This is a genomic window from Corynebacterium sp. LK10 (genome assembly GCF_008042455.1).
GTDB classification, from domain to species: Bacteria; Actinomycetota; Actinomycetes; order Mycobacteriales; family Mycobacteriaceae; genus Corynebacterium; species Corynebacterium jeikeium_D.
This window is the reverse complement of the sequence record NZ_NOVT01000005.1, coordinates 155,552-181,954: the sequence shown is the minus strand read 5'-3', so window position 1 is coordinate 181,954 and position 26,403 is coordinate 155,552. Positions and strand designations below refer to the sequence as shown.

Annotated in this window: 24 protein-coding genes; 5 read left to right on the top strand and 19 right to left on the bottom strand. The window is 59.6% G+C overall.

The window, feature by feature from the left end; translation table 11 throughout:
* The first annotated feature begins 14 nt into the window (after positions 1-14).
* Positions 15-518, top strand: a complete 504-nt coding sequence (locus tag CHU70_RS02730) for a phosphoribosyltransferase (protein WP_147719451.1) — start codon at positions 15-17, stop codon at positions 516-518.
* Positions 519-604: 86 nt separating this feature from the next.
* Here the strand turns inward: CHU70_RS02730 and purT are convergent, their stop codons facing one another.
* From purT to CHU70_RS02700, 6 genes are all read right to left on the bottom strand, one after another.
* Positions 605-1,825 (bottom strand): formate-dependent phosphoribosylglycinamide formyltransferase, encoded by a 1,221-nt coding sequence (purT, locus tag CHU70_RS02725; protein WP_147719450.1) that lies wholly within the window; start codon positions 1,823-1,825, stop codon positions 605-607.
* A gap of 117 nt (positions 1,826-1,942) precedes the next feature.
* The gene (locus CHU70_RS02720; RefSeq protein ID WP_147719449.1) at positions 1,943-2,974 is read right to left on the bottom strand and encodes a nucleoside hydrolase; all 1,032 of its coding nucleotides are present in this window, start codon (positions 2,972-2,974) and stop codon (positions 1,943-1,945) included.
* Between the two features lie 96 nt (positions 2,975-3,070).
* The gene (locus tag CHU70_RS02715; RefSeq protein WP_147719448.1) at positions 3,071-4,327 is read right to left on the bottom strand and encodes a glycerophosphodiester phosphodiesterase family protein; all 1,257 of its coding nucleotides are present in this window, start codon (positions 4,325-4,327) and stop codon (positions 3,071-3,073) included.
* Positions 4,328-4,520: 193 nt separating this feature from the next.
* Entirely contained in the window at positions 4,521-5,159 is a 639-nt protein-coding gene (locus CHU70_RS02710) for an LppP/LprE family lipoprotein (protein ID WP_147719447.1), read from the bottom strand.
* Positions 5,160-5,321: 162 nt separating this feature from the next.
* Complete coding sequence (locus tag CHU70_RS02705; RefSeq protein WP_016421541.1) at positions 5,322-5,906, bottom strand: LppP/LprE family lipoprotein; 585 nt, start codon at positions 5,904-5,906, stop codon at positions 5,322-5,324.
* 272 nt (positions 5,907-6,178) lie between these two features.
* Positions 6,179-7,468, bottom strand: coding sequence for an adenylosuccinate synthase (locus tag CHU70_RS02700; RefSeq protein ID WP_016421542.1), 1,290 nt, complete (start codon positions 7,466-7,468; stop codon positions 6,179-6,181).
* Positions 7,469-7,519: 51 nt separating this feature from the next.
* Here CHU70_RS02700 and CHU70_RS02695 point away from each other — a divergent pair, with 51 nt between their 5' ends.
* Positions 7,520-8,464: a hypothetical protein gene (locus CHU70_RS02695; protein WP_224784293.1), complete on the top strand. Its 945-nt coding sequence runs from the start codon at positions 7,520-7,522 to the stop codon at positions 8,462-8,464.
* A 134-nt stretch (positions 8,465-8,598) separates the two neighbouring features.
* On the top strand, positions 8,599-9,291 hold the full coding sequence (locus CHU70_RS02690) for a DUF1707 domain-containing protein (protein ID WP_070429388.1): 693 nt from the start codon (positions 8,599-8,601) through the stop codon (positions 9,289-9,291).
* 57 nt (positions 9,292-9,348) lie between these two features.
* Here CHU70_RS02690 and CHU70_RS02685 read toward each other — a convergent pair whose 3' ends face one another.
* The 8 genes from CHU70_RS02685 to CHU70_RS02650 all read right to left on the bottom strand — a co-directional run bounded on the left by CHU70_RS02685 (position 9,349) and on the right by CHU70_RS02650 (position 17,959).
* Complete coding sequence (locus CHU70_RS02685; RefSeq protein ID WP_147719446.1) at positions 9,349-10,752, bottom strand: aromatic acid exporter family protein; 1,404 nt, start codon at positions 10,750-10,752, stop codon at positions 9,349-9,351.
* Positions 10,753-10,849: 97 nt separating this feature from the next.
* Positions 10,850-11,260 (bottom strand): DUF3151 domain-containing protein, encoded by a 411-nt coding sequence (locus CHU70_RS02680; RefSeq protein ID WP_016421545.1) that lies wholly within the window; start codon positions 11,258-11,260, stop codon positions 10,850-10,852.
* Positions 11,261-11,392: 132 nt separating this feature from the next.
* Positions 11,393-12,610 carry a glycoside hydrolase family 76 protein gene (locus CHU70_RS02675; RefSeq protein WP_049169856.1) on the bottom strand — a complete coding sequence of 406 codons (1,218 nt, stop codon included), beginning with the start codon at positions 12,608-12,610 and terminating at the stop codon, positions 11,393-11,395.
* Positions 12,611-12,679: 69 nt separating this feature from the next.
* Positions 12,680-13,351 carry an RNA methyltransferase gene (locus CHU70_RS02670; protein WP_070429389.1) on the bottom strand — a complete coding sequence of 224 codons (672 nt, stop codon included), beginning with the start codon at positions 13,349-13,351 and terminating at the stop codon, positions 12,680-12,682.
* On the bottom strand, positions 13,338-14,183 hold the full coding sequence (locus tag CHU70_RS02665) for a lysoplasmalogenase (protein ID WP_016421548.1): 846 nt from the start codon (positions 14,181-14,183) through the stop codon (positions 13,338-13,340). The genes CHU70_RS02670 and CHU70_RS02665 overlap by 14 nt, the downstream gene beginning before the upstream one ends.
* 117 nt (positions 14,184-14,300) lie before the next feature.
* Positions 14,301-14,861, bottom strand: coding sequence for an orotate phosphoribosyltransferase (gene pyrE / locus CHU70_RS02660; protein ID WP_147719444.1), 561 nt, complete (start codon positions 14,859-14,861; stop codon positions 14,301-14,303).
* 51 nt (positions 14,862-14,912) lie between these two features.
* The gene (locus CHU70_RS02655) at positions 14,913-16,940 is read right to left on the bottom strand and encodes a hypothetical protein (protein ID WP_147719443.1); all 2,028 of its coding nucleotides are present in this window, start codon (positions 16,938-16,940) and stop codon (positions 14,913-14,915) included.
* A 188-nt stretch (positions 16,941-17,128) separates the two neighbouring features.
* Positions 17,129-17,959 (bottom strand): sulfurtransferase, encoded by an 831-nt coding sequence (locus tag CHU70_RS02650; protein WP_016421551.1) that lies wholly within the window; start codon positions 17,957-17,959, stop codon positions 17,129-17,131.
* Between the two features lie 70 nt (positions 17,960-18,029).
* Here CHU70_RS02650 and CHU70_RS11440 point away from each other — a divergent pair, with 70 nt between their 5' ends.
* Positions 18,030-18,161: a hypothetical protein gene (locus tag CHU70_RS11440; RefSeq protein ID WP_255456206.1), complete on the top strand. Its 132-nt coding sequence runs from the start codon at positions 18,030-18,032 to the stop codon at positions 18,159-18,161.
* A gap of 62 nt (positions 18,162-18,223) precedes the next feature.
* Here CHU70_RS11440 and CHU70_RS02645 read toward each other — a convergent pair whose 3' ends face one another.
* From CHU70_RS02645 to clpB, 3 genes are all read right to left on the bottom strand, one after another.
* The gene (locus tag CHU70_RS02645; RefSeq protein WP_147719442.1) at positions 18,224-19,762 is read right to left on the bottom strand and encodes an HNH endonuclease signature motif containing protein; all 1,539 of its coding nucleotides are present in this window, start codon (positions 19,760-19,762) and stop codon (positions 18,224-18,226) included.
* 247 nt (positions 19,763-20,009) lie between these two features.
* Positions 20,010-20,657, bottom strand: coding sequence for a GNAT family N-acetyltransferase (locus CHU70_RS02640; protein WP_147719441.1), 648 nt, complete (start codon positions 20,655-20,657; stop codon positions 20,010-20,012).
* A gap of 185 nt (positions 20,658-20,842) precedes the next feature.
* Positions 20,843-23,422 (bottom strand): ATP-dependent chaperone ClpB, encoded by a 2,580-nt coding sequence (gene clpB / locus CHU70_RS02635; RefSeq protein WP_147719440.1) that lies wholly within the window; start codon positions 23,420-23,422, stop codon positions 20,843-20,845.
* Between the two features lie 359 nt (positions 23,423-23,781).
* Between clpB and CHU70_RS02630 the strand changes: the two genes are divergently transcribed.
* Complete coding sequence (locus CHU70_RS02630) at positions 23,782-24,669, top strand: fructose bisphosphate aldolase (RefSeq protein ID WP_070560409.1); 888 nt, start codon at positions 23,782-23,784, stop codon at positions 24,667-24,669.
* A 112-nt stretch (positions 24,670-24,781) separates the two neighbouring features.
* Here CHU70_RS02630 and CHU70_RS02625 read toward each other — a convergent pair whose 3' ends face one another.
* Both CHU70_RS02625 and CHU70_RS02620 read right to left on the bottom strand, forming a co-directional pair.
* Positions 24,782-25,399, bottom strand: coding sequence for a trimeric intracellular cation channel family protein (locus CHU70_RS02625; RefSeq protein ID WP_038626783.1), 618 nt, complete (start codon positions 25,397-25,399; stop codon positions 24,782-24,784).
* A 116-nt stretch (positions 25,400-25,515) separates the two neighbouring features.
* On the bottom strand, positions 25,516-26,364 hold the full coding sequence (locus CHU70_RS02620) for a nitrilase-related carbon-nitrogen hydrolase (protein WP_070607431.1): 849 nt from the start codon (positions 26,362-26,364) through the stop codon (positions 25,516-25,518).
* Positions 26,365-26,403 lie beyond the last annotated feature (39 nt).

Here is a 26,403-nt window from a genome sequence, read left to right as displayed (position 1 = left end):
ATTAGAGTTAATACATGGCTTATCATGCAGACTCATCCAACCTGGACGTCAAGGAAGTTCTGACCTGGGAAGGCTTCGGCGTCGCCTCCCGTGAACTGGCACAGCAGATTGTCGACTCGGACTTCGACCCGGAGATTATTATCGCCGTGGCCCGCGGTGGCCTGCTGCCAGCAGGCGCACTCAGCTACACCATGGGCGTCAAGCTCTCTGACGCCATCAACGTCGAGTTCTACACCGACGTGGCGGAGACCCTGCCGGATCCGGTTCTGCTGGAGCCGCTGCTGGACATCGAATCGATTTCCAACCGCCGCCTGCTGGTCGTCGACGATGTGGCTGACTCCGGTCGCACGCTGCATCTGGTGCTCGACCTACTCAAGAAGCACGGCGCTGAAGTCCGTTCCGCTGTGCTCTACGGCAAGTCCCGCTCGGAGATTGCACCGGACTACGCCTGGAAGCACACCGATGACTGGATCGTCTTCCCCTGGTCGGCCGAGCCACCGGTACAGAAGTCCAAATAGCTCACGCGCTGCCGGAGGCGCACAAAAAAGTGCGCTGCAGCGTTCCTTTCCCAAGCAACACCAGCAGCGCACACTAGGTCGTCGAACTACCCCAGTTCGACGACCTTAATCTTTGATGCCGCCTCCGATGCACGCTCACGAGCAGCGTCGACAGAATCTGCGGTCGAAACAGCAACACCCATGCGGCGACGCGGACCGGCAAACGGCTTACCAAAGATACGAATGTCTGTCTCCGGAATAGCCATGGCCTCAGCCAGGCCGGTGTAGCCCGGCTGCTCGATGTCAGCACCGCCGTAGACGACAGCGGAGGCTCCCGGGGACACCAGCGTGACGTCGATAGGCAGACCCAACACTGCACGCGCGTGCAGCTCGAACTCAGAGAAACGCTGGGTGCCCATGGTGACCATGCCGGTGTCGTGCGGACGCGGGCTGACCTCGGAGAACCACACCTCATCGCCGCGGACAAACAGCTCGACGCCGAAGATACCGCGACCGCCCAGCGCGTTGGTGATGCGCGCGGCGACAGAGCGCGCATTGTCCAGGGCGTTTTCACTCATGGCAGCCGGCTGCCATGACTCAACGTAGTCGCCGTCCTGCTGACGGTGCCCAATGGGCTCACAGAACCACGTTGCCCCCTCGCCGGTCTCCGGATCAACGGAGCGCACGGTCAGCAGCGTGATCTCGTAGTCGAAATCGACGAAGCCCTCCACAATGACGCGGCCGGACTCGACGCGGCCGCCACTCATGGCATAATCCCACGCGGCCTGGACATCCTCCGGCGAACGCAGCGTGGACTGCCCCTTGCCCGAGGAACTCATGACCGGCTTGACCACACACGGGAAGCCAATCTCATCGACAGCTGCGGTGAATTCATCAAAGCTGGAGGCGAAGTGATAGCGGGAAGTCGGCAGCCCAACCTCTTCCGCGGCCAGGCGGCGAATACCCTCTCGGTTCATGGTCAGCTGAGTCGCCCGTGCGGTTGGAATAACGGTGACGTCCAGCGTCTCGTCTTCCTCAACCTCTTCCAGCACCTCGGTTGCCAGGGCCTCGATCTCGGGGACGATGAAGTGGGGCTTGACCTGGAGAATCAGATCCCGCAGTGCACTGGAATCCGACATATTCAAGACGTAGGCGTGGTGAGCGACCTGGTGTGCCGGTGCATGCTCGTAGCGATCGGCAGCGTGCACCTCAACGCCAAGACGTTGGAAAGCAATGGTCACCTCCTTGCCGAGCTCGCCAGAGCCGAGCAGCAGAACTCGCGTTGCTTCCGGCTGGTACGGGGTTCCGGTGACTTCAGGGGTGAACATCGAGATAAACTCGCTTTCGTCTACGGCACGTACGCTGCACAACCAGCAGCTGTGAAATTGATTGTCTCCAGCATACGACAGCGAGCGGATTCACCGCGGCGGGCACGGGCGGGGAACCTAGCGCGGGAACACCCGTACGAACTCAGCCAACGCCGCCTCGCGGTCCGCAGCCAGAACCACGTTCGCCTCTGCGCCGGCAGGATCTTCCACCACCTGTCCGCGCCGCGCAGGCTCATCTGCAAAGGTTCGCTTATCGACGCCCACGAGACGCATCTTCTCCACTTCCCCGGTCACCGCACCGACGGCCACCATCGCGGCAAAGAGGTCATGAACCTGTGCCTTGTAACCGACTCCAACTCCCTGGTGGAACTCAAAGTAGAACTTCAGCGAGCGGCGCAGAACACGCAATAGCTCCGGGTTCATACCGGCATCTCGCCAGGACTCAATTTCGACATCGCTGATAGTGATGGTCTCAGTGACATTGAGCGGAACCAGCGTCGGCACCGGCGCGCCTGCGGCGGTGGCGATGCTGCGCACGGCATCCTCCGGGCGCTCGACGCCCACAGCGCCCGCGGTGCCGAAGACCTCGGTGACCGCGGTGGGGTCAACCCAGAAGTTCCATTCCGCAAACTCGGTGACGTTACCGTGGTACTCCACAGCACCGCCCATAATGGTCACGCCGTCGAGCTCCCGCATGAGTTCTGGGTACTTCTTCAAAGCGGCCACGTAGGTGGTCATAGGGCCAGTGACCAGCAGGTGCACCTTCTCCCCCGTCGACCGCGCCTGCTCGATGACCTGGCGCCACAGCGCCAGCGGATCCGCCGCTCCTGCGCGCCCCGGTTCGTAGATGACGGCCGGTGGAGCCAGGTTGTAGCCCAGCCCGTACGGGCCATGAGTCTCAGGCGTGGTGGTCAGCTCACGGTCAGCGGGCCCCTCGAAACCGCTGACAACCGGGACCTCCGGACAACCACAGAGATTCAACATGTACTTGGTGTTGCGAGCGGACCATGCCGCAGTGGTGTTACCACCTGCGCAGGTCACACCCACCAGCTCAATCTCACCTGCGGTATGCAACCCCGCGAGGTAGACGAGAGCAAGACTGTCATCGATACCCGTGTCAACGTCGGCAAGCACTTTCAAACGCGTCATAAGGTCAAGTGTGACACGAAACACGCTCAGCCCGCAGAGCTAAACACGGGCAAAACAGGGATACAGACGAGTTTCCGCTGGTGCTGGCCGGGTTTACTAGTTCGTCGACATCGCTGCATCACCCACCGGAGCGGACTCCGGCAGCGGCATATTCAGCTCGGCCAAGACCTCGCGCAGTCGCGTCGGGTAGTCGGTGATGATGCCATCGACACCAGCGGCAATCTGCTCGCGCATGGTCTCCTTTTCGTTCACCGTCCACGGCACCACCTTCATGCCGGCCTCGTGTGCGCGGGAAATCAGCTCCGGCGTGGCGACCGGTTGGTAGTCAGCATCCGACGGTGTCTTGCCGTAAGGAATGCTGTGCGTCGGTGAGAGCACCTGCACTCCAAGCTGCTTGGCGGCCTCGATGATGTCGCCATCAACCTCGTCGTAATTGACATCGCCGATCCAAGGAGAATCCTTCTTCCAGGTGGTTTCATCCCACAGCATGACCAGCGGAATCTCCGGGTTCCGTTCCGCGACCAGCGGCAACGAGCGCCAATCGAAGGATTGAATCATCACACGATCAGCCACACCCGCGCGGTCAATCTCGTCGAGAATCACATCGACGAACTCCTGCGGTTCTGCCGAGTCAGCGCGCTTTTCGCCCTCGATCTTGGTCTCAATGTTGAAGTGGATGTCCTGGTTATCCTTAGTCAGCTCGAACAGCTCCGGCAGGGTCATCATCCTATTGCCCTTGATTGGCTCCGCATCCGGGAAGTCCTCGAGCTTCTTGTCACAGACCAGGGTTTGTACCTGCTCATAGGTGAGATCATGTACGAGCTTGCCGACGTACGGGTACTGCGGGTCCCCCTCCGTCACTGGCTCGGTGTCCGAGCACTTGTCGTCTTGGATTTCCGGATCGTGCCAGACCATAGGCACGCCATCCTTCGTCAGGACGATGTCCAGCTCCAACGTCGTAACGCCCAGCTCCAACGAGTTGATCATCGCCTGCTTGGACTCCTCCGTCCACTCACCGCGACCACCACGGTGTGACTGCAGATCAAAACCCTCCGGCAGCTTAGCCATCGCAGCCGGCCGCACATTCGCGGCCGCATTCAGCTCAGCGACCTGCTGCTTTTCAAAGGTCTTCTCTTCGCTCGACGTAGTGCTAACCGCGCTTGCACTGCTTGACGACGACGCCGCGTCGTTGTCTGCATCATTGCTGCAGGCTGCAATAGGAGAAATAGCAAACGCGCCCATAGCGATGGCCGCGATTGCGCGGCGCGTGCCGTGGACGCGTGAATTCTGAGGCTGCTCGCTCTGCTTGGTCCGTTCGTCAAACATGGAGTCAGATGAGTTGCGAGAAGACATGGCCGGTGATTTTTCCTCTTTGGGCGTAGTGTTAGCGACTTCATAGCGACGGCATAGTACCGACAACACAGTGTCGACAAACTACCGTCGGAGGTTTACGGAACACAGAAATCTGGGTGAAAACTGTGTGGTGCGCCACTACTTTAAAACGGCCTGACAGCACTCGCATCTGGAGAGAGTGCGGGGTGAGCGTTTAATTCCCCTCTGCCTTTGGAATCTCGCCTTCTTGAGCAACCTCTGCCCCATCCCAGGAGTACGTAACGGGAGCGTTGTACTGGTCTTTAAAGGCGAAGGCACCGCCGTCTTCGATCATTTTATTGACATCGAAGAAATTGACGGTCACAGTTTTGCCATCACCCTCGACCGAGTTGATTGTCTGCGGACCACCGGCGGTCCCCACGTACTCGCCCTTATGAAACAGCAGCACTGCACCAGCGGTAGTTGAATGCGTAATTTCATTCTGTACTGCTGAGGCAAAGGTCAACTCGCTGGTGGTATCCCAGTTCGTATCGTCCGTGACTGTCCAACCGCTGCCATTGCCACCTTCCATTGAGTTCAGGTCGGCAACCGCTTCTTCGAAAGCCTCTTCCTGGGTTGGCGCAGAAGAACCCCCATCGGTGTCGTTATCATCGACATCCGGATTGGGGGTATCTGCACTTTCACTGTCATCCTCGACAGTGGTGGTCGTAGTGATGGTGGTCGTTTCTTCATCTACCTGAGGAGCAGAGGTCGGTGCTGCAGTCTCATCAGTGGAGCAACCGGACAAAGCCACTACACCTGCGACCGCCGCGCTAACCAGCATCGACCCGCGACGAACTGAACGACCACTCATGGCTGGAACCTCTTCTGTTCTCTCAAGTTTTCTCAAACACTTAGCGACGGCGGAGCATTACTTTCTCATGTCCGACTCTGAATTGAGTTTACTTGGAAAAAATCAAGAGTCCCCGCGAGTGCCCAAGAATTCTCGAAAGCTCTCGAGAGTTCTCGGGAGCCGTTAGGAAGCGGGCTTCGCGCCGCCGGGAATCTTCCCCTCGTGAACGACGTGATCGCCGTTCCAGAAGAAGTGAACATTAGAGGTGAACTTGGCCGCATCAGCGTTCGGCGCACCTGCGGCCTCCTGGGCCTCCCAGTCGTGGTAGATGACCGAGATGTTCTTACCATCAGGGGTCGGCGTCACCTTGTTGATGTGCTGAGGCCGGTCAGAGTCCGTACCAATGAACTCACCCTTGTGGAACATCAACAGCACAGTGGAGGACTGAGCGTTGCCCTGCTTGGCCTGATCTGCGAGAGCAAAGCTCAAATCGCTACACGGGCTGAAGTTGGAGGTGCCAGTGTACTTCCACCCATCATGGTTGTTCGGACGCTCCCTGTTGACCTTATCCAGGGCCTCCTGGATTTCAGGTGCTGCCGGGTTCGGGGTACAGCTATCTGCCTTCGCCGGAGCCGGTGCCGGCACTGGGGCCGGTTCCGCCTGAGCCGCGGGAGCTGCAACGGCTCCACCTACTGCGGAGAAAACCATCGCGCCGGAAAGTACGGCGGAACTTGCCAGTCGTTGTACTCGGTGTCCTGTGTTTTGCATGAAAACCACACGCCTTCTGTCGTTTGGACTTCTGTCGTTGGACCACGCGGTGAGGCCTACGATACAAAAATGACTCTGGGATGCCAGTGTCAACTGACAATTCCCAGAGCCTTCTCGTGGTTAGCAAATGTTCTTTTTTACAGCAGCCAGCAGTTTCGACACCGAAGATTTTTTATCTAACAGTTCGATAAAGCCGGGTCGAAAGCCGGACTATTTTCCGGCTAGTTCGCCACTGCCCCCCAGGCTAAGTACCCAGCGCTAGTTGCCCAGCGCTAGTTGTCCAGCACATCGTGGACAACGATGGTCTGGTCACGACCCGGGCCAACACCGATGTAGGAAATGCGAGCGCCGGAGAGCTCCTCCAGGCGGTTCAGGTAATCCTTGGCCTTGTCCGGCAGCTCATCGAAGGTGCGGCAGCCAGTGATGTCTTCGTCCCATGCAGGCATGGTCTCGTAAATCGGGACAGCGTGGTGGAACTCCGACTGGGTGAGTGGCATTTCGTCGTGACGCACGCCATCAACGTCGTAAGCGACACAAATCGGAATCTCGCCGATACCAGTCAGGACATCCAGCTTGGTGATGAACAGATCCGTGAAACCGTTGACGCGCGCGGCGTAGCGAGCCAGCACCGAGTCGTACCAACCACAGCGGCGCTTACGGCCGGTGTTGACTCCGACCTCACCGCCGGTGGTCTGCAGGTACTCGCCCCACTTGTCGAACAGCTCCGTCGGGAACGGGCCAGCACCGACGCGGGTGGTGTAGGCCTTCATGATGCCCAGCACCGAAGTGATCTTCGTCGGGCCGATGCCGGTGCCCACGCAGGCACCACCAGCGGTTGGGTTCGAGGAGGTCACGAACGGGTAGGTGCCGTGGTCGACGTCGAGCATGGTGGCCTGGCCGCCCTCCATGAGGACGTGCTTGCCGGCATCCAAAGCCTGATTGAGCTCAAACTCCGAGTCGATAATCATCGGGCGCAGACGATCGGCGAAGCCCATGAAGTAATCAAAGACTTCATCCGGGTCGATAGCGCGGCGGTTGTACAGCTTGACCAGAATCTGGTTCTTCTGAGCCAGCGAAGACTCAATCTTCTGGCGCAGAATCGACTCATCCAGAATGTCCTGGACACGCAAGCCCGTACGGCCGACCTTGTCGGCATACGTCGGGCCGATACCGCGGCCAGTGGTGCCGATAGCGCGCTTACCCAGGAAGCGCTCGGTCACGCGGTCCAGCGTCTGGTGGTACGGAGCAACCATGTGGGCATTGCCGGAAACGCGCAGGCGGGAGGCTTTTGCACCGCGAGCTTCGAGGCCATCAATCTCGTCGAAAAGCGCCTCGAGGTTGACCACACAGCCGTTACCGATAATCGGCACAGCGTTTTCCGACAGCACACCCGCCGGAAGCAGCTTCAGCTCGTACTTCTCACCGCCGACGACAACGGTGTGGCCGGCGTTATTGCCACCGTTGGGCTTGACGACGTAGTCGACGCGGCCACCGAGAATATCGGTTGCTTTGCCCTTGCCCTCGTCGCCCCACTGGGCACCGACGATAATGATTGCGGCCATAGTCCTACTTCAACTCCTGGGATTGCAGACGACGCATTAGAGTGTAGTCCTATGCGTATTGTTGTGCTGCAGTGTGGCCCCGATGTACCCGCGTTTCCCCAATTGCTCCGCCAATCATGGTCTACATCAGCACCGTCCACACCATCAGCACCAGCTACTCCGGCACCACCCGCCTATGCGCTTCACGACGTCGCGATGATCCCCACCCGCAAGGAGCTGGCTTTCATCGACGACCTGGCCAAGGACGTACTGCCTGTCGATACAGCTCCGACGCCGGAGGAAATCTCCAAGCAGAAGAAAGTCGACCACTTAGGCGCTCCGCAACCCGCTCCGCAAAAGCCGAGCGAGCCGTTACGAATTGTGGTCGTTGGCACCGACGCGGCACTGGCTACCGTGGCAACCTACCTGATGCGCAAGAACCTCCTGTGGATTGAAGTGGCACATGTCCCCACCGCACCGTCGACCGCGGCCAAAAACTGGGGCATCGAAGGAGGAGAAGGGCTCGATGCGGCGACCGCGCTCACACGCCCGACGACGCCAGTGCCGCTGATTCGCGATGACACCGGCCACGCAATTGTTGGTTACGCCCTACTGACAGAGCCGGGAATTACCGGAGTGTCCTCGGCAAACGGGTTTACTGGCGAGGTCTATGTCGACGAGCATCAGATGTTCTCCGGCACATCCACCGGCCTGCAGATTCGCCCTACCCCCGACGCCCCGGGCATCGTTGCGGCCGAAGTTCCGGCTCCGGAAGCGGAAATCGGTAACGAGGATGGAGGCAACAAAGGCCTGCTGAGCCGACTCGGATTGGGGCGCGGTGGCCGTCGTAAAGCGAAAGAAGCCCCGGCCCGCGAGCTACACCGTCCGATGACGGGTCGGGCAGTTCAAGTTGGTGGCCTGGGCTTCCGATATGTGCGCGATGGAGTCGAGTCTCGAAAGCCGCGAGAGAAGACAACTCTGTACCGACACCTTCGCGACTTGCAGATTGTGCACTAACTGCGTCGGGGCAATAGCCACGGTCTGCCCGTGAGAAAGTGGCTTGCGCGAAAGTGGCCTGCGCGATAGCTCGAGTACAGATAACATTTGGGTGTTAAAGCCCCTGCCCGCCACTGCCTCGATAGGACAGCATCATGACTGACAACACCCCACGGCTACGCGCTGGCGACCAAGCCCGCCACACTGCGCTGGAACGCTTGGAATGGGCATTCCGCGATGGCCAGATTGACTTTGCGGAACTGCAGGAGCGCACCGAGAAAGCCCAAAAGGCAACGTACATTGATGAGTTGCCCACATTGACACAGGACTTGTCGCTGCCCGCGAACCTGGCCGAGCCGACTCCACATGCGCACCCAAACCCTAACCTGCGCCCGAACCTGCACAGCGTCCCGGACGAGCACCATTCAGTGGCACCGAATGCAGCCAGCAATCATCAACCAGCTCGGATTGATAGCTCCGCCGCGGCAACTGGTTCGAAGCTCTCCATCGGCATCTTCGGCGGCACCGACAAGAGAGGCCCTTGGACGTGCGCTCCCACGCACACCACGGTGGCGGCCTTCGGCGGGACCGGCTTGGATTTCCGCGAGGCCATCCTGACCGCGGAAACCACTGTCGTCAACATTGGCTGCGCCTTCGGTGGAGTCGACGTCATTGTCCCCGACCACTACCAAGTTGATGTCGACGTGCTGCCCATCTTCGGCGGCACGGATGTTACTGGAAAGCCGGGACGTCACCTTCCAGCTCCTGGCGCAGGCCAGGCTCCGAAGATTATTGTGCGCGGCTTCGTCGCTTTCGGTGGCGTCGAGGTCAAGCGCGTACCGCACTAGAGCATGCTGCAGTAGCAAGTGCGCCTGGCGAGCCACTACTCGCCCACGTCTCACCGGCTACTCGTCCCATACCTCCGGCGGCATTGCTGGGAACGGCGTCGTCGGCGGCAGCGTTGCCACAGCTGAACGTCTGGACAGGCCACACACCTGCAACAGGTCCACCACCAAGGAGCGGGACTGCGCAAACACAACCTGTTCCGACAGCGTTGCGTCCTCGATCACGCGCGGGTGCATTTTCGCCGCTAGACGACGCAAGTACCGAACCACGTCTTCAAGCTTGACCTCTCCGGATCCCTCGGAAAGCTGAGCGATAGCGATGTCGCCGGATTCGAAAGGCAACTCGCCCCACTCTGGGATTCGGCGCACGGCGGCTTCGTCGTCAAGCACATGACTGACCAGGCGCGTACCTTCAGACACGCCGAGAACAAGTGCGCACAGTTCGGACGAGAAGTCGATGTGATCCTCACGTGCGGTGATAGCGCGACGCGCGAGCACACGGATGTTGCGCATGGCGTTGTCGACGGGATGTACCATGCGCGACAGCGAGTGGATTCTATCCCGAGAGCGCCAGAGCAACGGCGAGATACGGACCTGCTCGCCCGCGTCGGCGACAGTGCGGTCCATCAGCGAGACCTGCGCCTGCATGGAGCGCACCACGCTCAGTGCGGTGCGGATGCGATCGGTGTCGCCCTCTTTCATGCCGATGCCGATGTCATAAAGTACGTCTGCACCCATGTCGAGGACCTTGGCCACCTTGCGGCGAGCACCCGCCAGCGGGCTTCGCGGCAATATCATGAGCACAATAATGCCCACCACACCACCGACGAGAGCATCGATCATTCGGTAATAAGAACCGGCGGTGCCCGGCGGAATAATGGTGGCGATGAGCACGGCTGAAGATGCCGCTTGGTTGACCACAAGCGGACCGCGACCGACAAACACGCCAATGACCATGGCGACGAACACACCGACAGTCAGCTGCCAGATACCCGAGCCGAGGATGGAGATAATCACATCACCAATGCCGACTCCCAATGAGGCGCCGAGCACCAACTCCACAGAGTGCTTTAAGCGAGGACCTGCGGTCATCACGTTGAGGCTGATGAAAGCGGCCATCGGCGCGAAGAACGGGTTGGGGTGCCCCAGTACCTCAAGTGCGAACCAGTAGGCCATCCCGGCAGCTAGCGTGGCTTGGACAATGAGCATCCAACGGGAGCGCACACGGTCAATCGCATGGAGGAAACGCGTGCGGGGCCTCACTTTCTGACGCAACTTGTTTGCTGCGCGGGAGGCCGGATGTAGGTACGTATTGCGAAAATCTTGGAAATCCGGGCGCGGATTATCCTCGACGAATTGCGTTTCCTTAGCTTCGACGAGGTCGTCGACATGCGCGGGAGCAAGGTCCTCTAGATTCCTGGCAGCTGCGGCATCCTTATCTTCCCCACCAGCTATGCCAGCCATGCCGAAGTCACCATCCTCATGTAAAAAACTGTGCGCTTTTTATGTACCCGTTGTGCTGTTGTGCACTCTTATGTGCCCGCTGAATCTCTGTGCGCGATTAAAGACCCAGTTCTGGCAACGCGGATTCATCACTGTCACGCAGCAACGCCATCATGCGATCGAATTCATCATCCTCGCCGATAGCCTTAGCAGCCTTAGCCAACGCTGCGAAGGCGCGGAGCACACCACGATTCGGCTCGTGCTCCCACGGAATGGCTCCGAACCCCTTCCAGCCGTTTCCACGCAGCAGGTCCAGACCGCGGTGGTAACCAGTGCGAGCGAAGGCATAGGCCTGAATCTCCTGGCCCTCGGACAAGGCGCTTTCAGCCAAATCCGCCCAAGCCTGGGAATCGCGCGGGCATGCGCGAACCACGGCCTCCGGGCTTGCGCCACCGTTGCGGGCAGCAACGGCCTCGTCAAGAACGGGGAGCTTCACGGGAGCAGGAGCCATCATGTCATTGAGTTTCATGCGTCCTATTGTGCCAGGCATCACGTGGCGATGGCAGGGGCTCAGTAGGTGACTCCCTGTTGGCAACGGCGGGCACAGCGCGGTGGTACAACGTCGGCAAGCGCCAGATGACGACCAACTAGCGTTCCCCGACTACTCCGGGCAGCTCGGCTTCGTCGAATCCAACGACTCACCATTTTCCAGCTTGGTCGCAACAAAATCGGCCACTCGGGCGCACGCTTCCATCAGCATCCAACCCGACAGTTGGACAGAGAGGTCACGCTCCTTAATCGCCGAACCGCGAACCGCGCCACCGACTGATTGCGCAACCGAACCGCCCTGTGGGAACTGAGCATTATCGTTCCAATCTGCGGGGAAAAGCGGCAGGCCATCAACCTCGAGGCGGTGGTACCAGCACTTCTCCCCCGAAGCCAGAACCAGTCGGCGAGCAATGCGAGCTGCCGCGCGATTCATGCGATTGTCTCCAGGCAAACGCACCGCCGCATCGGCGAGGTATCGCACCAGGATGCCGTTGAACAGACCACCATCGCCGCCACCGGCACCGGCGATAACATTGTCGGTGGTCGCCAAATCCTTTGCCACCGCGTGGATGAGGTTTTGCACGCGCGTGAAATACTTCGTCGCCTGTTCACGCTGGCCGTGCGCCCGAAGCGCAAGTCCCACTTCGAGGCAAGCGCCAATCATGACACCCTGGTTGTACGTAAACATGCCCTTCTGCACGACGGCACCTGCCATGGACAAGCGAATGCCGTCGTAGAGCAGCCCTGAGTCCGACAGGAGGTTGGCGTAAACCCAATCGATAAGTTCCTCTGCCTCCTTGATACGACCAGCCCGGGCCAGAGCGATGGCTGCAGGACCGTTCGAGGGGACGTTGAAAAAGAGGTCCTGCTCACGCCACGGCAGCACACCCGTGGACTCCTGCCGACCATCGCCCAAGCATGAAATCAGCCGTGCTGTCGTCTTCTTGGGCACCGATGCGCCGAGGACAGCGTCGGCACGCCCGAGCGCCAACGCCATCCACGCGCGATCGTCGTAGTACTTGTTCTTGGTCAGCAGCGTGAGGTTGCGAATGCGGATACCCCGAGTGGTCTGGCGGATAGCGCGGTACTTCTCCTTAGAAGGCACGCGCTTGGCTGCGTCTACCAGGCAGTCGAGATACTGCGCCTGCCACCAGTAATGCCAGTTGATGAAGACCTTATGTCGAAGCGGCGCGGGCCAGGAAGCCATTGCCAAATTCGTGCCCGGAAGACCCCACAGCTTCGCCGCATGACGGTTGCGAATCGCCTGTTCAGCCACGTCCGCACGATAGGCCCACGTTTCGGCCTCCGGACGCGACATTTTTAGAACCACTGGCTCTCCTTAAAACGGCTGTGAAACAGCTCTAAAACAGCCTTCGAAATAAAACACCTAAGCAGACAATTACCAGGCCGCGGTGATATCTGCATGAGTACGAATCCAAGAGTGCATGGCAATACCCGCCGCTACCCCCGCATTTATCGAACGCGTCGAGCCAAATTGGGCAATCGACACCGTCAAATCCGCCGACTGCTGTGCTTCTTCAGTCACTCCCGGCCCCTCCTGGCCGAAGAGCAAAAGACAACGCTCGGGCAACTCAACGGTTTCGATGGGTACGGAGCCCGGCACATTGTCCACGGCCACGACAGCCAAATCATGCTCGCGCGCCCAGCTAATGACCTCCGACACCGTCTCGTGGTGCAGCAAGTGCTGGTAGCGGTCAGTCACCATCGCGCCGCGACGATTCCAACGCTTGCGCCCCACGATGTGCACGGCCTCCACCAGGAAGGCATTTGCGGTGCGTACCACGGTGCCAATGTTGGAGTCATTCTCAAAATTCTCGATGGCGATGTGCAACGGATGACGACGCTTATCCAGCTCCGCGACGATAGCCTCCATCGTCCAGTAGCGGTAAGCATCGACGACATTACGTCGGTCGCCCTCATCCAGAAGCTGCTCATCGTATTCTGGGCCGGTCGGTCGGGGTTCGTTCGGGTGCTCCTGCTCCCACGGCCCCACCCCGACACGAGCCTCAAACCATTCCGTCGGCCCCTTCCCGGGCTCAGGCGCGGTCAAGAGCCAACAGCCCCTCGACCAGGAACAACTGCGCCACGGTGTAGGTGTCCATCACTGCCGCATTCAGAAGCTTGCCGACGACGCCCTCCTCCGCAAACATCTTTCGAGCCATCAGTAGCGTGTCGGAGACGAGGAACAGGTTGCCACCGTGGCCGAGGCCGTAGGCGGCATCGGCAATCGGTAGGCCGGTCTGCTCATCAGTACCGACAGCACCGGCACCCTCCAGCAGCGCCGGGTCATCGGCCAGTGCGGAGGTCACAGCCAGCAGCGGACCGTAGCCAACAGCAGCGGGCAGCGCCTCGGGCTTTACAGCACCGACCAGCGGTACCGAACCAGCCCACAGTGGGAAGCGAATGGCAGCACGCAGCGCGCTAATCCGAGCTCCGGCACGCCACAGCAGCACGTGGTAGGCAACCTGGTTAACTGCGAACGGCACAGAACCGCGGTTCAGGTTCGGCTTATTCGGCATGAGAATCAAGTCGCCCAGCCAACCGCCGGCGAGGCCGATGAGCAGGGTGGTCGTCGTAAAGCGAGACGTCTCGTGGCGACGGCGCCAAACGTTGGCCGCCAACAGTGGCATGAGGACAGTCTTGGAAACTCGACGTGGAGTCTCCCAGCCGAAGGCACTGGAGACAACGTTGACCGCACTGGCGGCGATGTAGCCGGCACGTTCTGGGGCACGGCGAGTGTCGGAGCTCGCGCTGGCGATACCGACGAGTGCGCCGAGGCCCTCGCCCGTGCGACGCACAAACATGTCAGCGACGGTTTCCTTTGTGCCGGGAAGTTTGGTCGTGGTGAGCTTGGACAGGAGTCCTGCGCGCTTGGTGGTCATGGGGATGTTCCTCTTTCGTGGGACTGCGTTGGGGCGGTGAGCTGGGTGAGGCTCGGTGAGCTGGGTGGGGCTCGGCGAGCAGGGTGAGGCTCGGCGAAAGCTCTAGCGCTCAGATTCTTAGGCCAGACCCAAGTCATCCAAACCGAGCAGGTAACGGTACTCCAGGCCTTCAGCCTTGATGACCGCGCCGGCGCCCGTCGCGCGGTCAACCACCGTGGCGACACCGACAACCTCAGCACCGGCCTCACGTAGTGCAGCGACGGCGGTCAGCGGCGAGTTGCCCGTGGTGGTGGTGTCCTCCACAACCAGGACCTTCTTGCCTACAATGTCCGCCCCCTCGATGCGGCGCTGCATGCCGTGCTTCTTGGCTTCCTTACGCACCACAAAGGCATCAATTGGACGCCCTTCGGCGTGCATGACAGAGGTAGCCACCGGGTCCGCGCCAAGCGTCAGACCACCGACGTGCGCGTAGTCCCAGTCGGCAGTGAGCTCCCGTAGCAGGGAACCAATCAGGCGCGAGGCCTCATGATGTAGGGTGGCGCGGCGCAGGTCAACGTAGTAGTCAGCCTCACGTCCAGACGACAGCGTGACCTTGCCATGAACAACCGCCAGCTCCTTGACCAGCTCGGCCAAACGCTGCAGCTTCTCCTGATTGACATTGCTCGTGTGGATGCTCATCTGAGGTTGTCTCCTAAATAAACGACTGTGTGCTCAAGGATATGTCTGGTTCTACTCGTCCGCGGAATCAGGGGTTGCGCCCTTGTCCTCGGATACAGATTCGGTGGGGTCGTCGCTGCTGTCGAGGTCTGGGGCGGCGTCGGTAAAAATACTGGCGGGCTTCACATTTGATCGCACCACACGCCCCTGGCTCGAGCGCATCCGGCTATGTTCGGGGTCCTCACCAAGCGCAGGAATCTGCTGGCCAGAATCCCCAATGTCCTCCGACTCACCAACGTTTGCACCCATCTTTCGTGCCGTTGACCGCGAAGGCAGCGCCGTCGGATCCAGCGGTATATCCCGCGTAGGGCGCCACGACGAACCGTCAATCGCCTGCACCACCGTGGGTTGTGCATTGCTTTGCGACGGCCACTGCGAATCATCCGTGGTTGCATCCGCGGTAGCAGCGGACGAGGACGAAGGAGAATCTGCGTAAACAATTTCCTCAACGTCCAGCGGCTCTTCGCCCTTGCTATTCTGCGCGCTGTGACTCTGGGCATGCCCGTTCTGTGAGCTGTGATCCTGCGATTCGTGGTTAGCAGAACCGTTGCGACGCTGATCTGGTACCGCGTGCAAGTGCCCACGCCCGGTTCCATCCGAAATCAAGGAACCAGAGTCAACGGACTGCTCGGTGAGCTGCAAACGAGTGGGATCCCACTGATTAGTGTCCGGAGCGACGGTTTCGCCTTCCGCTGGTGGCAACCTGCGTGCAATGTCGGAGAAGTCCGACAGCGATGCCAGTGCACCGTCCCAGTCCTCTGGCACTGAATTATCAATCAGCTGAGCCAAGGACCAGGAGTTTTCGGACCACATGCGGGTAATGGCCGGGTGCACGTCGGCAAGCATGCGGGTTGCACGGTCGTCGAAGATGCGATGAATGAGCTCTGGGTCGGTAGCTGCGACTACCAGGCCGGCTTCGGTAGCTACGTGAGGCAGCGTCGTGCCGCCGCTGCGGCGCAACTCGAAAACCTCATCGCTGGATACAGAACGGCGGATGGCGATGGTGGTGATGCCGCCGACATCGGCGAGGTGCATTTCCCGGCCAAAAGCGAAACCGGAGACCACGGCCTTGGCATCGCCGTCCGGCGTACGCTGCCAGTACGACGGCAGCTCATGGTCCACACGGTTGTAGACAGAATTACGTTCCTGCGCCCAGGCCTTCCGCAGGTGACGCACACGGCGACCGCTGATACGTCGACGGACAGGGGCCACTGACTGCTGCTGGGCGCGCTGCGGTTGCGCGGGCTGGGTGGGCTCAGTGGGCGGGGTGGCCTGGGTGCGCGCCGCACGATCGGATGATTGCGGCACTTCGTCAGTCTCGGCTTTTACGCCGGACGCAGCTTCGGATTCTGCACCGTCAACAGTTCCAGTGCGAGCGTCAGCAGCGGTGGTGCTGTCGGCCCCTGTGGCAACGGCATCGCCCACTAAACCTATCTCGGGCTCATCCGCGGTATCGGTATCTTCAGCAATCACTGACTCAGCTGGCTCCGCGCCAGGCCCTGCGCCAGATTCTGTGCCGGACTCCGCGCCGCTTCGGAGAGTCATGTCCGTTCCCGCATTCAGGTCAGCTGCTGCTTCCGATGTTTCGGGAGCACCCGCTTCTTCTGTTGCTTCGGGCATTTCAGCAGGGGCCACCGGCTCGATTCCCGAGACAGATTCAGGCTCCGTCGGCGTCTTTTCTACAGCTGAAGTCCCCAGTTCTGTCGTCGAAACCTCAGTTTCAGAGTCAACTTCAGCGGCACCATCAGTCTCAGCGACAACCTCAGAGTCAGAGTCAGCATCAGCTGCGACATTCGGTCTCGCCACAGAAGCTGTCTCGGGGCTGCCTTGCTCCGAAGAATCCGACTGTTCGGACACAACATCTTCTGCCGCCACACCGGTTACTTCGCCGGTGGAGTCCGAGGGCTCGTCGTAAAGCGATGGCGATGACGGAGACGCCACAGCAGTCTCACTTGTGCTGCGACGGCGGCGGTCGACAACGAACAGCGCGACTGCGGCGATGATGAGAATCGCTGCGAGGGTGAATACTAGGGGAATCATTAATCTCCTAGCTTAAGCCAGAAGCCGTTCTATTTGGTCAGCGACAAGATGCCGTCCCCCGTCTGGCGCAATACCAATGCCCGAGGCGAGAGCGTTCAGGACTCTCTAGGACGGTAAAGGGCGAGGGGCAAAAGCCACATGGACGGCACATCAGGGGTCCTGGGGCGGTCGCCCTGGCCCGAGCCCGCTTAGAAGCGGACGATAGGCAGGCTCGGATCGCCAGCCCACTGGGACCAGCCGCCGACATACAGAGCGGCGCCCGTGATGCCCGCTTCTTCCATAGCCTGAATGAACAGCGAGGAATGAAGACCGGAACCGGAGTAGACCGCTACATTGCGACCGTCTTCGATACCGACGGAGGCAAAGCGCTCACGGAGCTGCTCAACAGGCAGGAAGGAGCCGTCGGCATTTTGCAGACTGCGAGCCGCCAGGTTCACGGCACCCGGGATGTGACCTGCCTGCAGATCGACGCGCTCACTACGACCTTCAAAACGGCTGGGCTCACGCGCATCCACCAAAATTCCACGCTCAGACCAGGTGCGTACGTCATCGAGGCTGGCAACAGGCATATTGCCTTCACTCACCGCAATCGTTCCAGGCCGCGGCAGATTTCCGGGCCCGAAGGCAGTCTCGTTTCCATCTGCTTCCCAAGCAGCTAACCCACCGGTGAGGACACGCACATTCTCCAAACCTGCCCAGCGCAAAATCCACCAAGCACGTGACGCGAACAGTCCATCGCCCGCGTCGTAGACGATCACCAGATGCTCCGAGCGGACTCCCCATCGACGGACGGCATCGCGCACACGCTCGATATCCGGCAACGGGTTGCGACCAGCTTCTCGGCTTGGAACACCTGCTAGGTCCAACTCGGGATCACAGAACACGGCCAGTGGGATGTGAGCCGTGGCGTAGGAGTCATATGGTTTTTTAGCACGCGACCAGCGTGCGTCAACGACGACGATACGACCGCCGCCGGCAATCTTGTCACGAAGCTCTTGTACCGAGATGGATGTTGTCATAATTCCGGATTCTAAATCGATTGACTTGGTAGCGCGATATGTACGTTATTAAAACTAGGAGCTTGGGAAGGTGCCTGAAGATGCTGCCCACCTGGCCGTTTTCATCTCAGGCACAGGCCATGGAATCGGCTGTGCCACCGCAGAAAAACTGCTGCACTATGCCGCCAGCATCGGCACCCCCTTTCCTCAACCGCTTTATTAACACAAAGCTGACTACGAAACGGAAGATCAGCCTCTAAGCCAGGCCTCGGTCTCCCAATCCGACTACCCACCGGGATCCGGCCCCATCTCGTCATTGCCATCCACTGTGTCCCCCGCCCGTTTCTCTCGCGCTTTACGACGCAACCAGCGCCCCGGGCTATCGAACGTATCGGGGTCCTCATTGGATTCCGCTTTCCGGTTTCCTTCCTCGTCTTTCGGGGGCACCCAGACCACACGATCAGTAGAGGCCTGCTCACACTCCCCGCTAACCCCGTCCCCTTCGTCAGTTCCTAGAATCTCCGCCACCTCATCCGGCCGGAGCGTCCACCAAGCATTTTCATTACATCGAGCATCGTCGATCTTTCGATGCGTACCCGGATCCACCAACGTGAGATTATCCAGGTCAGTGCCACCACCGGAAGCCCACGACTGCACATGGTGAACATCGCACATAGCTCCCGGAGTGCCCATGCCCGGCGCGGAGGAACCTCCTTCCTCTCCAAGAAGGGCCAGATACTGCGGCAAAGTCCCCAGCCTGCGGGACCGACCAAAATACAAGGTCTGCCCCTCATTCCCCAATACTTGGAGGAACGAATTTCTATCAACCATCTGTTGCACGGCCTGACTAATGGAAATTCGCACTCCCGCGTCTGAGACCGCTTTGCCCGATCCAGGAAGTACAAAATCTTTCCCCTCAGGCAGGGAGACTCCAGCTAACGCTGCCACATCTGCGATATGCGCGACGGTGACCACCGATGTCGTCCCCCGCGCCGGCTGAAGCTCACCGCCTGGTTGAAAGCCCCCGTTCACCGCCGCTTCCACGGCATCATGGAAACGCTGCTCCGGATTCCGCTGGTCATCGGCGCCTTCTTCGAGTAACCCACCAGGCCGCGCATGATCTGCCTGCAGCCTTTTGAGCACCGCCGCAAACGAAGGCGTAACCACACCGCTCAACCGGCTCATGCCGTCCGGCCCCTGAGCACCGATTTTTAGACTTCGTTTCCGAGCGCGGTCCTCATCCGTATACGGGTCATCAACCCCCAACATCGCCCGCAGGCGGTTCGGCAATTTATTGAGATCATCAACACGGATTTTGTCCACTAAATCTGCAATGTGCTTGTCCAGCAGCCTAGACAGCTGTGCATGCTCCGTTGCCGGCAGCTCCCGAACGGCTTTGTCAATCTTCGCAACAGCATCCGCACCGACAACACCTTCCTCAACCTTCTGACGAAGGTTCGGCATTCGCACATCCTCATTCGCCGGAGCAAACGGATCAACATTCCTACTCAGACGTCCGACGACATTGATACGCTGCCTCGCTTCTGCTCGCGAGATTCGCATCTCCTGCGCTAGCCACGCGATCCTTCGGTGCTCCGCGCTGGGCATCCGCCCCTTCATAGTCTCCACATAAGTCGCATCAATTACTGCGAGTCGTTTTCGCGCTTTCTCAATCGACTTATATGCATCGTGCGCATGATCCGGTGCAAGTACTTCGAAGTTCTCCACGATGACTGTCGACAGAGCTTCAAACTGCGCAACCGCATCTAAAACCTGCGATGTCGAAAGCGGTCCACCGCCGTTTGACGCCGATGGTGTAGACATTTCCCCACCCCTTTTAAAACGCTAGCAATCCGAATCCCCAAATGGACTAACTAATTTCCCTCCCCCACATTATCGCACACCCATTCGACACACCACAACCCCCTAAGTCAACTTTTTCGAACCTTTTTCCGAAACGCTGCCTCGCTTCCAGCGCCTAAACACCCCACCATCCGCCCTGAAAACCCCACCAACTCGCGCAGTCCCTCACCACCCGCGCAGCCCCCACCAAAAACTGCACGCCGAAAACCTAAAACCGCACCACCATCACATCATGGTCCGGGAAGCTCGAGCGCCCCACTAGCTCAAATCCCGCCTTCACATAGGCTTTCGCCGCCCGCGGGTTGGCATCATGGACAGCCAGACTAACCCCCGGGTACCCCAGCTCACGCGCATACTCAAGGAGTCCTGCAATCATCGGCTGCGACAGCCTGCGCCCAACAACACCCGGACGCAGCGCAATCGCTACCTCAGGAATCCGATTTTCCACAAACCCGTACCCCGGATCGTCCTGCGTAAACGTACGCAGCCAGGCTGCCCCCACCGGCACTTCATAGCTCTCGTGCTCTTCGCTTGACGACGAATCCCCGCGCTCCAACCATTCCGCCTTAATGGCGGCCGCACTGTAAGTAGCCTCGCGAGAAACCCTCGGTTCAAATGGGTCAGTGCGGGTCATGTCGCCACTGAGCGACTCGAGGTCAGCGTCGTCAAGCGAAGTGGCGAAAAGGATAACCCCGCCCTGACTCGCGTCCCACTGGTCGACGTATTGACGCCTCGTCACTACATAGTCTTCCGGCAGTGGCTGACTTTCATCTCCGAACGTTTCCGTTAGTTCGTCCATCCAGGCAATGAAGGGACGGTCGGAGTCTGTCGCTGGTCGCCACTGAAAGTTAGTCATATTTGCGCACTATACCGGCGCACTCCAGACTGACCGGAATACAACAAGCCCACACGGTCGGCCACAAGGCACATAAACCCGGACAATAAAAGCACAAAAAAGGGGCGGTTCAGGAGAAAACTCTCCCAAACCGCCCCAACAAACAGACAACCTGCTGTGCAGTTATCACCTGAGTATCAGGCGCCCTAGACTCGGGCTACGCCATCCTCGTCATAGCCGACAACCTTCAGCGACTCGCCATCGTCAGCAACCGTGACCTCTACGCGGTCACCATCGCGAACATCACCGGCGAGCAGTCGACGTGCCAGCTCATCACCGATTGCCTTCTGCACCAGGCGACGCAACGGACGAGCGCCGTAAGCCGGGTCGTAGCCACGCTCCGACAGCCAGTCCAGCGCCCCATCGGAGACATCCAGCACCAGTCGACGTGCCTCCAGGCGTTCTGCCAGGTTGCGAACCTGAATGTCCACAATGCCGCGCAGCTGCTCGGAGGTCAGCGGATCGAAGATCACTACATCGTCGAGACGGTTGATGAACTCCGGCTTGAAGGCCATCTTGACCGCGTCCATGATCTGCTCATGCGTACCACCAGCACCGAGGTTGGAGGTCAGAATCAGAATCGTGTTTCGGAAGTCCACGGTTCGACCCTGACCATCGGTCAGGCGACCTTCATCGAGCACCTGCAGAAGCACATCGAACACATCCGGGTGAGCCTTCTCCACCTCGTCGAAAAGCACGACGGTGTACGGACGGCGACGAACAGCCTCGGTGAGCTGACCGCCAGCGTCGTAGCCGACGTATCCGGGAGGAGCACCAATCAGACGAGCGACAGAGTGCTTCTCGCCGTACTCGGACATATCGATGCGCACCATCGCACGCTCATCGTCGAAGAGGAACTCCGCCAGCGCCTTGGCCAGCTCCGTCTTTCCAACGCCAGTTGGACCGAGGAACAGGAAGGAACCAGTCGGACGGTTCGGATCGGCAACACCTGCACGCGAACGGCGGACAGCATCGGAGACAGCCTCCACAGCGGCAGTCTGACCAACAACGCGACGGCCGAGGTTGAGCTCCATTTCCAGTAGCTTCTCGGTCTCACCCTGCATCATCTTGCCAGCCGGGATACCCGTCCAGGCGGAGACAACCTCAGCGACCTCTTGAGGCGTGACCTCCTCCTTGAGCATGGAGTTTTCCTCTGCGTCAGCGACCGATTCCTCGGCGGCCTCCAGTTTCTTCTCCAACTCAGGGATGCGCCCGTAGCGCAGCTCTGCGACACGGCCGTAGTCACCTTCGCGCTCAGCCTTTTCGGACTCAGTGCGTAGGGCATCGAGCTCTTCTCGAACGGAGCGGACATCATCAATCGAGGACTTCTCGTTCTGCCAGCGAGTCTTCAGAGCGTTGAGCTTCTCGCGCTCATCTGCAAGTTCCTCACGGAGCTTGTCCAGACGCTCCTTCGACGCGATGTCAGTTTCCTTCTCCAGGGCCATTTCCTCGATTTCGAGGCGGCGCACAATACGTTCCGCGGAGTCGATTTCCTCCGGCGAGGAGTCAATCTCCATACGCAAACGCGATGCGGCCTCATCCACCAGGTCGATAGCCTTATCCGGCAGGAAGCGGGACGTGATGTAGCGATCCGACAGCGTTGCCGCAGCCACCAGCGCGGAGTCCTGGATACGAACACCGTGGTGGACCTCATAGCGCTCCTTCAGACCACGCAGAATACCGATGGCGTCCTCAACGCTCGGCTCACCGACAAAGACCTGCTGGAAACGACGCTCCAGCGCGGCATCCTTCTCGATGTACTTGCGGTACTCATCCAAGGTCGTCGCACCGACCAGGCGGAGCTCACCACGAGCCAGCATCGGCTTAATCATATTGCCCGCATCCATCGAGCCATCACCCGTGGCGCCAGCGCCAACGATGGTGTGAATCTCATCGATGAAGGTAATAATCTGACCGTCGGATTCCTTAATCTCGTCCAGAACCGCCTTCAGGCGCTCCTCGAACTCACCGCGGTACTTCGCACCGGCGACCATGGAGCCTAGATCCAGGCTCATCAGCGTCTTGCCCTTCAGAGATTCCGGCACATCACCCGCAACAATGCGTCGCGCCAGCCCCTCGACAATGGCCGTCTTACCAACGCCCGGCTCACCAATGAGCACAGGATTGTTCTTGGTGCGACGACTTAGGACCTGAACCACGCGACGAATCTCCGCATCGCGGCCGATAACAGGGTCAATCTTGCCCTCACGCGCCCGCGCGGTTAAGTCCGTCGCATACTTTTCCAGAGCCTGATACTGCTCTTCCGGATTCTCCGTTGTTACCTTCCTCGATCCACGCACGCTAGTCAGCGCACCCTTTAATGCCTCGGCAGTAGCACCCGCCGACTGCAGTACAGTTGCCGCCTCCGACTGGCCAGTTGCTACACCGATAAGCAGAATTTCCGTGGAGACATACTCGTCTCCAAGCTCGCCCGCCAGCTCCTCGGCAGCGTTCAGTGCATTAACGGCGTCCCTATTAAACTGCGGGTTCGCCATATTCGCCCCGCTTGCCGACGGGTACCCCGCGACCAGCTCCTTAGCGCGGGTCAAAACCCCGGAAGGATTAACACCCGCTGCCTCAAGCAGCGGAGCCGCAATACCCTCCTTTTGCTCCAGCAGCGCTACCAGAATGTGCCCAGGCCGAATATCCGGGTTACCCGCGCTGGTCGCGGCCTTCATAGCTTCCTGGAGAACTTCTCCAGTCTTAGTTGTTGGTGTAAAACTCATAACTTGCGCCCCTTTGACTCAACTTTGTCATTCACTACCCATAACGTATTCAGCCTTGAGTCTGTTCCACTCAACTTCAAATTTTACAATTTCATACTGTGATTCACGCCACATCCACAGCGAAAAGGATTGCGCTCGGCAGCGTCGTTAAGCGCAGTAGCGCACCGGAAAGCACTAGAAAACATTGGAGAGCTCCAGAAACCACGCGCGGACGCACTCCAATACACCGTCCGACGCCCTCACCAGCGCACTCCCGCCTGCTTCGACTTCCCCCATGTGAGTGATGGGCGGGCAGCGCACTCATACTGTTTTGGTTACCCTGGTAGATGACATTCCTTCATTCTCACGAAAGGACTCGAATGAACATCGAGCAGGCACGTCAGATGACTGAGGGCAAGGGCTTCATCGCCGCTCTCGACCAGTCCGGTGGATCCACCCCGAAGGCTCTGCGCCTGTACGGCATCAACGAGGATCAGTACTCGAACGAAGATGAAATGTTCGACCTGGTTCACGAGATGCGTACCCGCATCATCACTTCCCCGTCCTTCAACTCTGAGCAGATTATTGGCGCGATTCTCTTCGAGCAGACCATGGATCGCGACATTGAGGGAATCCCGACCGCTCAGTACCTGTGGGAAAAGAAGGGCATCGTCCCGTTCCTGAAGACCGACAAGGGCCTGGCAGACAAGGAAAACGGCGTTCAGCTTATGAAGCCGTGCCCGGGCCTGGATGAGCTGCTGGAGCGTGGTGTCGCTAAGGGCATCTTCGGTACCAAGATGCGTTCCTTCATTGCTGAGGCAAACGAAGAGGGCATCAAGGCCAACATTGCTCAGCAGTTCGAGTTCGGCAAGCAGGTTCTGTCCCACGGTCTGGTTCCGATCCTGGAGCCGGAGGTCGACATCAACGCTGCCGACAAGGCAGAGGCTGAGGACATTGTCCTGCGCGAGCTGCTCGCCGGCCTGGATGACCTGGCCGATGACCAGAAGGTCATGATCAAGGTTTCCATCCCGACCAAGGATGACCTGTACAAGCCGCTGATTGAGCACCCGAAGGTCATGCGCGTCGTTGCCCTGTCCGGTGGCTACGAGCGCGAGGACGCCAACGAGCGCCTGTCCCGCAACCACGGCATGATTGCTTCCTTCTCCCGTGCACTGTCTGAGGGCCTGTCTGCTCAGCAGTCCGACGAAGACTTCAACGCAACCATGGCTGAGTCCGTCAAGGGCATCTACGAGGCTTCGATTTCCTAATCGTCCGCTGTGCATTTGCGCTTCGCTGTGCATCTGCGCTTGTGGGCGCCTCTAGGTAGCCGCTAGCGCAACTAAAAACTCCCGTACCAGGTTTTCTTGGTGCGGGAGTTATTTAATCGCGCCCTTGATAATCAAATACCGGCAGCGACCAGCCACGCCACAGCGCCGCTAGTCGAATGAACAGCGCCGACAGTACAGCGCAGATAATGTTGATGCTCTCGTGCAGGCCAACCATGTCGAGCACGTAGTAAAGCGTCGCCGCGACGACTGCGATGGAGGCATAGAGCTCCTTTTGGAACACCAGTGGGACGCGGTCACACATCAGGTCGCGGAGCACACCTCCAAACGCACCGGTAAGAACGGCGCCGACAATAGCGATGATGACACCATGCCCCATCTCCATGGCCACGCGGGCACCAATGATGGAAAACGCCGACAAACCGATCGCGTCAGCGACCAAGAACACGACTCGGAAGTGCTTCATCAGGAAGTCGGCCAACAGCACCGTGATCAGTGCCGCACCGACGATAACCAGCAAATATTGTGGGCTTGCAACCCACACCAACGGATAGTGGCCGAGAATGACATCGCGCAGGGTACCACCGCCGATAGCAGTCATGCACGCAATTGTTGAAACCCCAAAGAGATCCATGCGCATTCGACCGGCCGCTAGTGCGCCGGTGACGCCTTCGGCCGTAATTCCAATGACCCAGAGGATGTGGAGCAGCATGATAAGAAATATAAAGGACTTCGCCCGAATCGGTAGAACTATAGGCTAATATCCCGCAATCTTCGCTCCCCCACTCCTGCTTTCAGCTCGGCTCGGCCCTCTTCATTGCTTCCCAGCTAGCCCTGATCGCGAATCTCCAGCACCGGAATCGAGCGGCGAATCCGCTCCACCTCCGCTATATCAACATCGGCGACAAGCAACTGCGGGCTGTAGCCCGCCGAGGCAATAACCCCGCCGTCCGCATTGACCAGCATGGAGTGCCCCGCGCCAGTTGGCCCCTCATCCTTCCCCGCTGCCTTAGCCCCGCCAGGCCGGGCCGCATCAACTGCCGCAATCACACAAGTGCTATCCAGCGCACGCGCCGAGACCAGAGTCTGCCACTGCGTCACCTTGCCCGGACCATCATTCCACGATGCAGGCAGCGCGATGACCTCCGCGCCCAGGTTGGCCAGTTGAATGAATTGCTCCGGAAACCTGATGTCAAAGCATGTCGCAAGGCCGAGGGCGACCGACGATCCGTCGGCAAGCGGGACATCACACACCACGTGCGCGTTGCCCGGCGCGACGGTATCGGATTCGCGAAACCCGAAAGCGTCGAAGAGGTGGAGCTTGTCGTAGAACTCGACACCGGGGCCGTCCTCATCACGCCAAGCCAGGAGCAGCGAATTGAAGACACGGTGCATCGTCTTACCGTCGCGCTCCACTTCATCTGCCGGGCGGAACATGCCGACTACCACGCTGATTCCGGCATCGTGAGCGGCCTGCGAGACCTCCGCTACGAACCTATCGCTGCTGGACTCCGCCACGGCATCCAGGCGACCGGAATTGAACGCCTTCATCGTGGCCTCGGGGAAGACCACCAAATCGGCGTTGTCCTGTGCTGCTCGCGCGATAGTCACCTTTACCGCGTCCAGATTCTCTTCAACCGATGCTGACAATTCCAACTGAGCCAGTGCAATACGCATGCCTAAATGTTACCGGCTCCCCCGGATTGACTGTCCTGA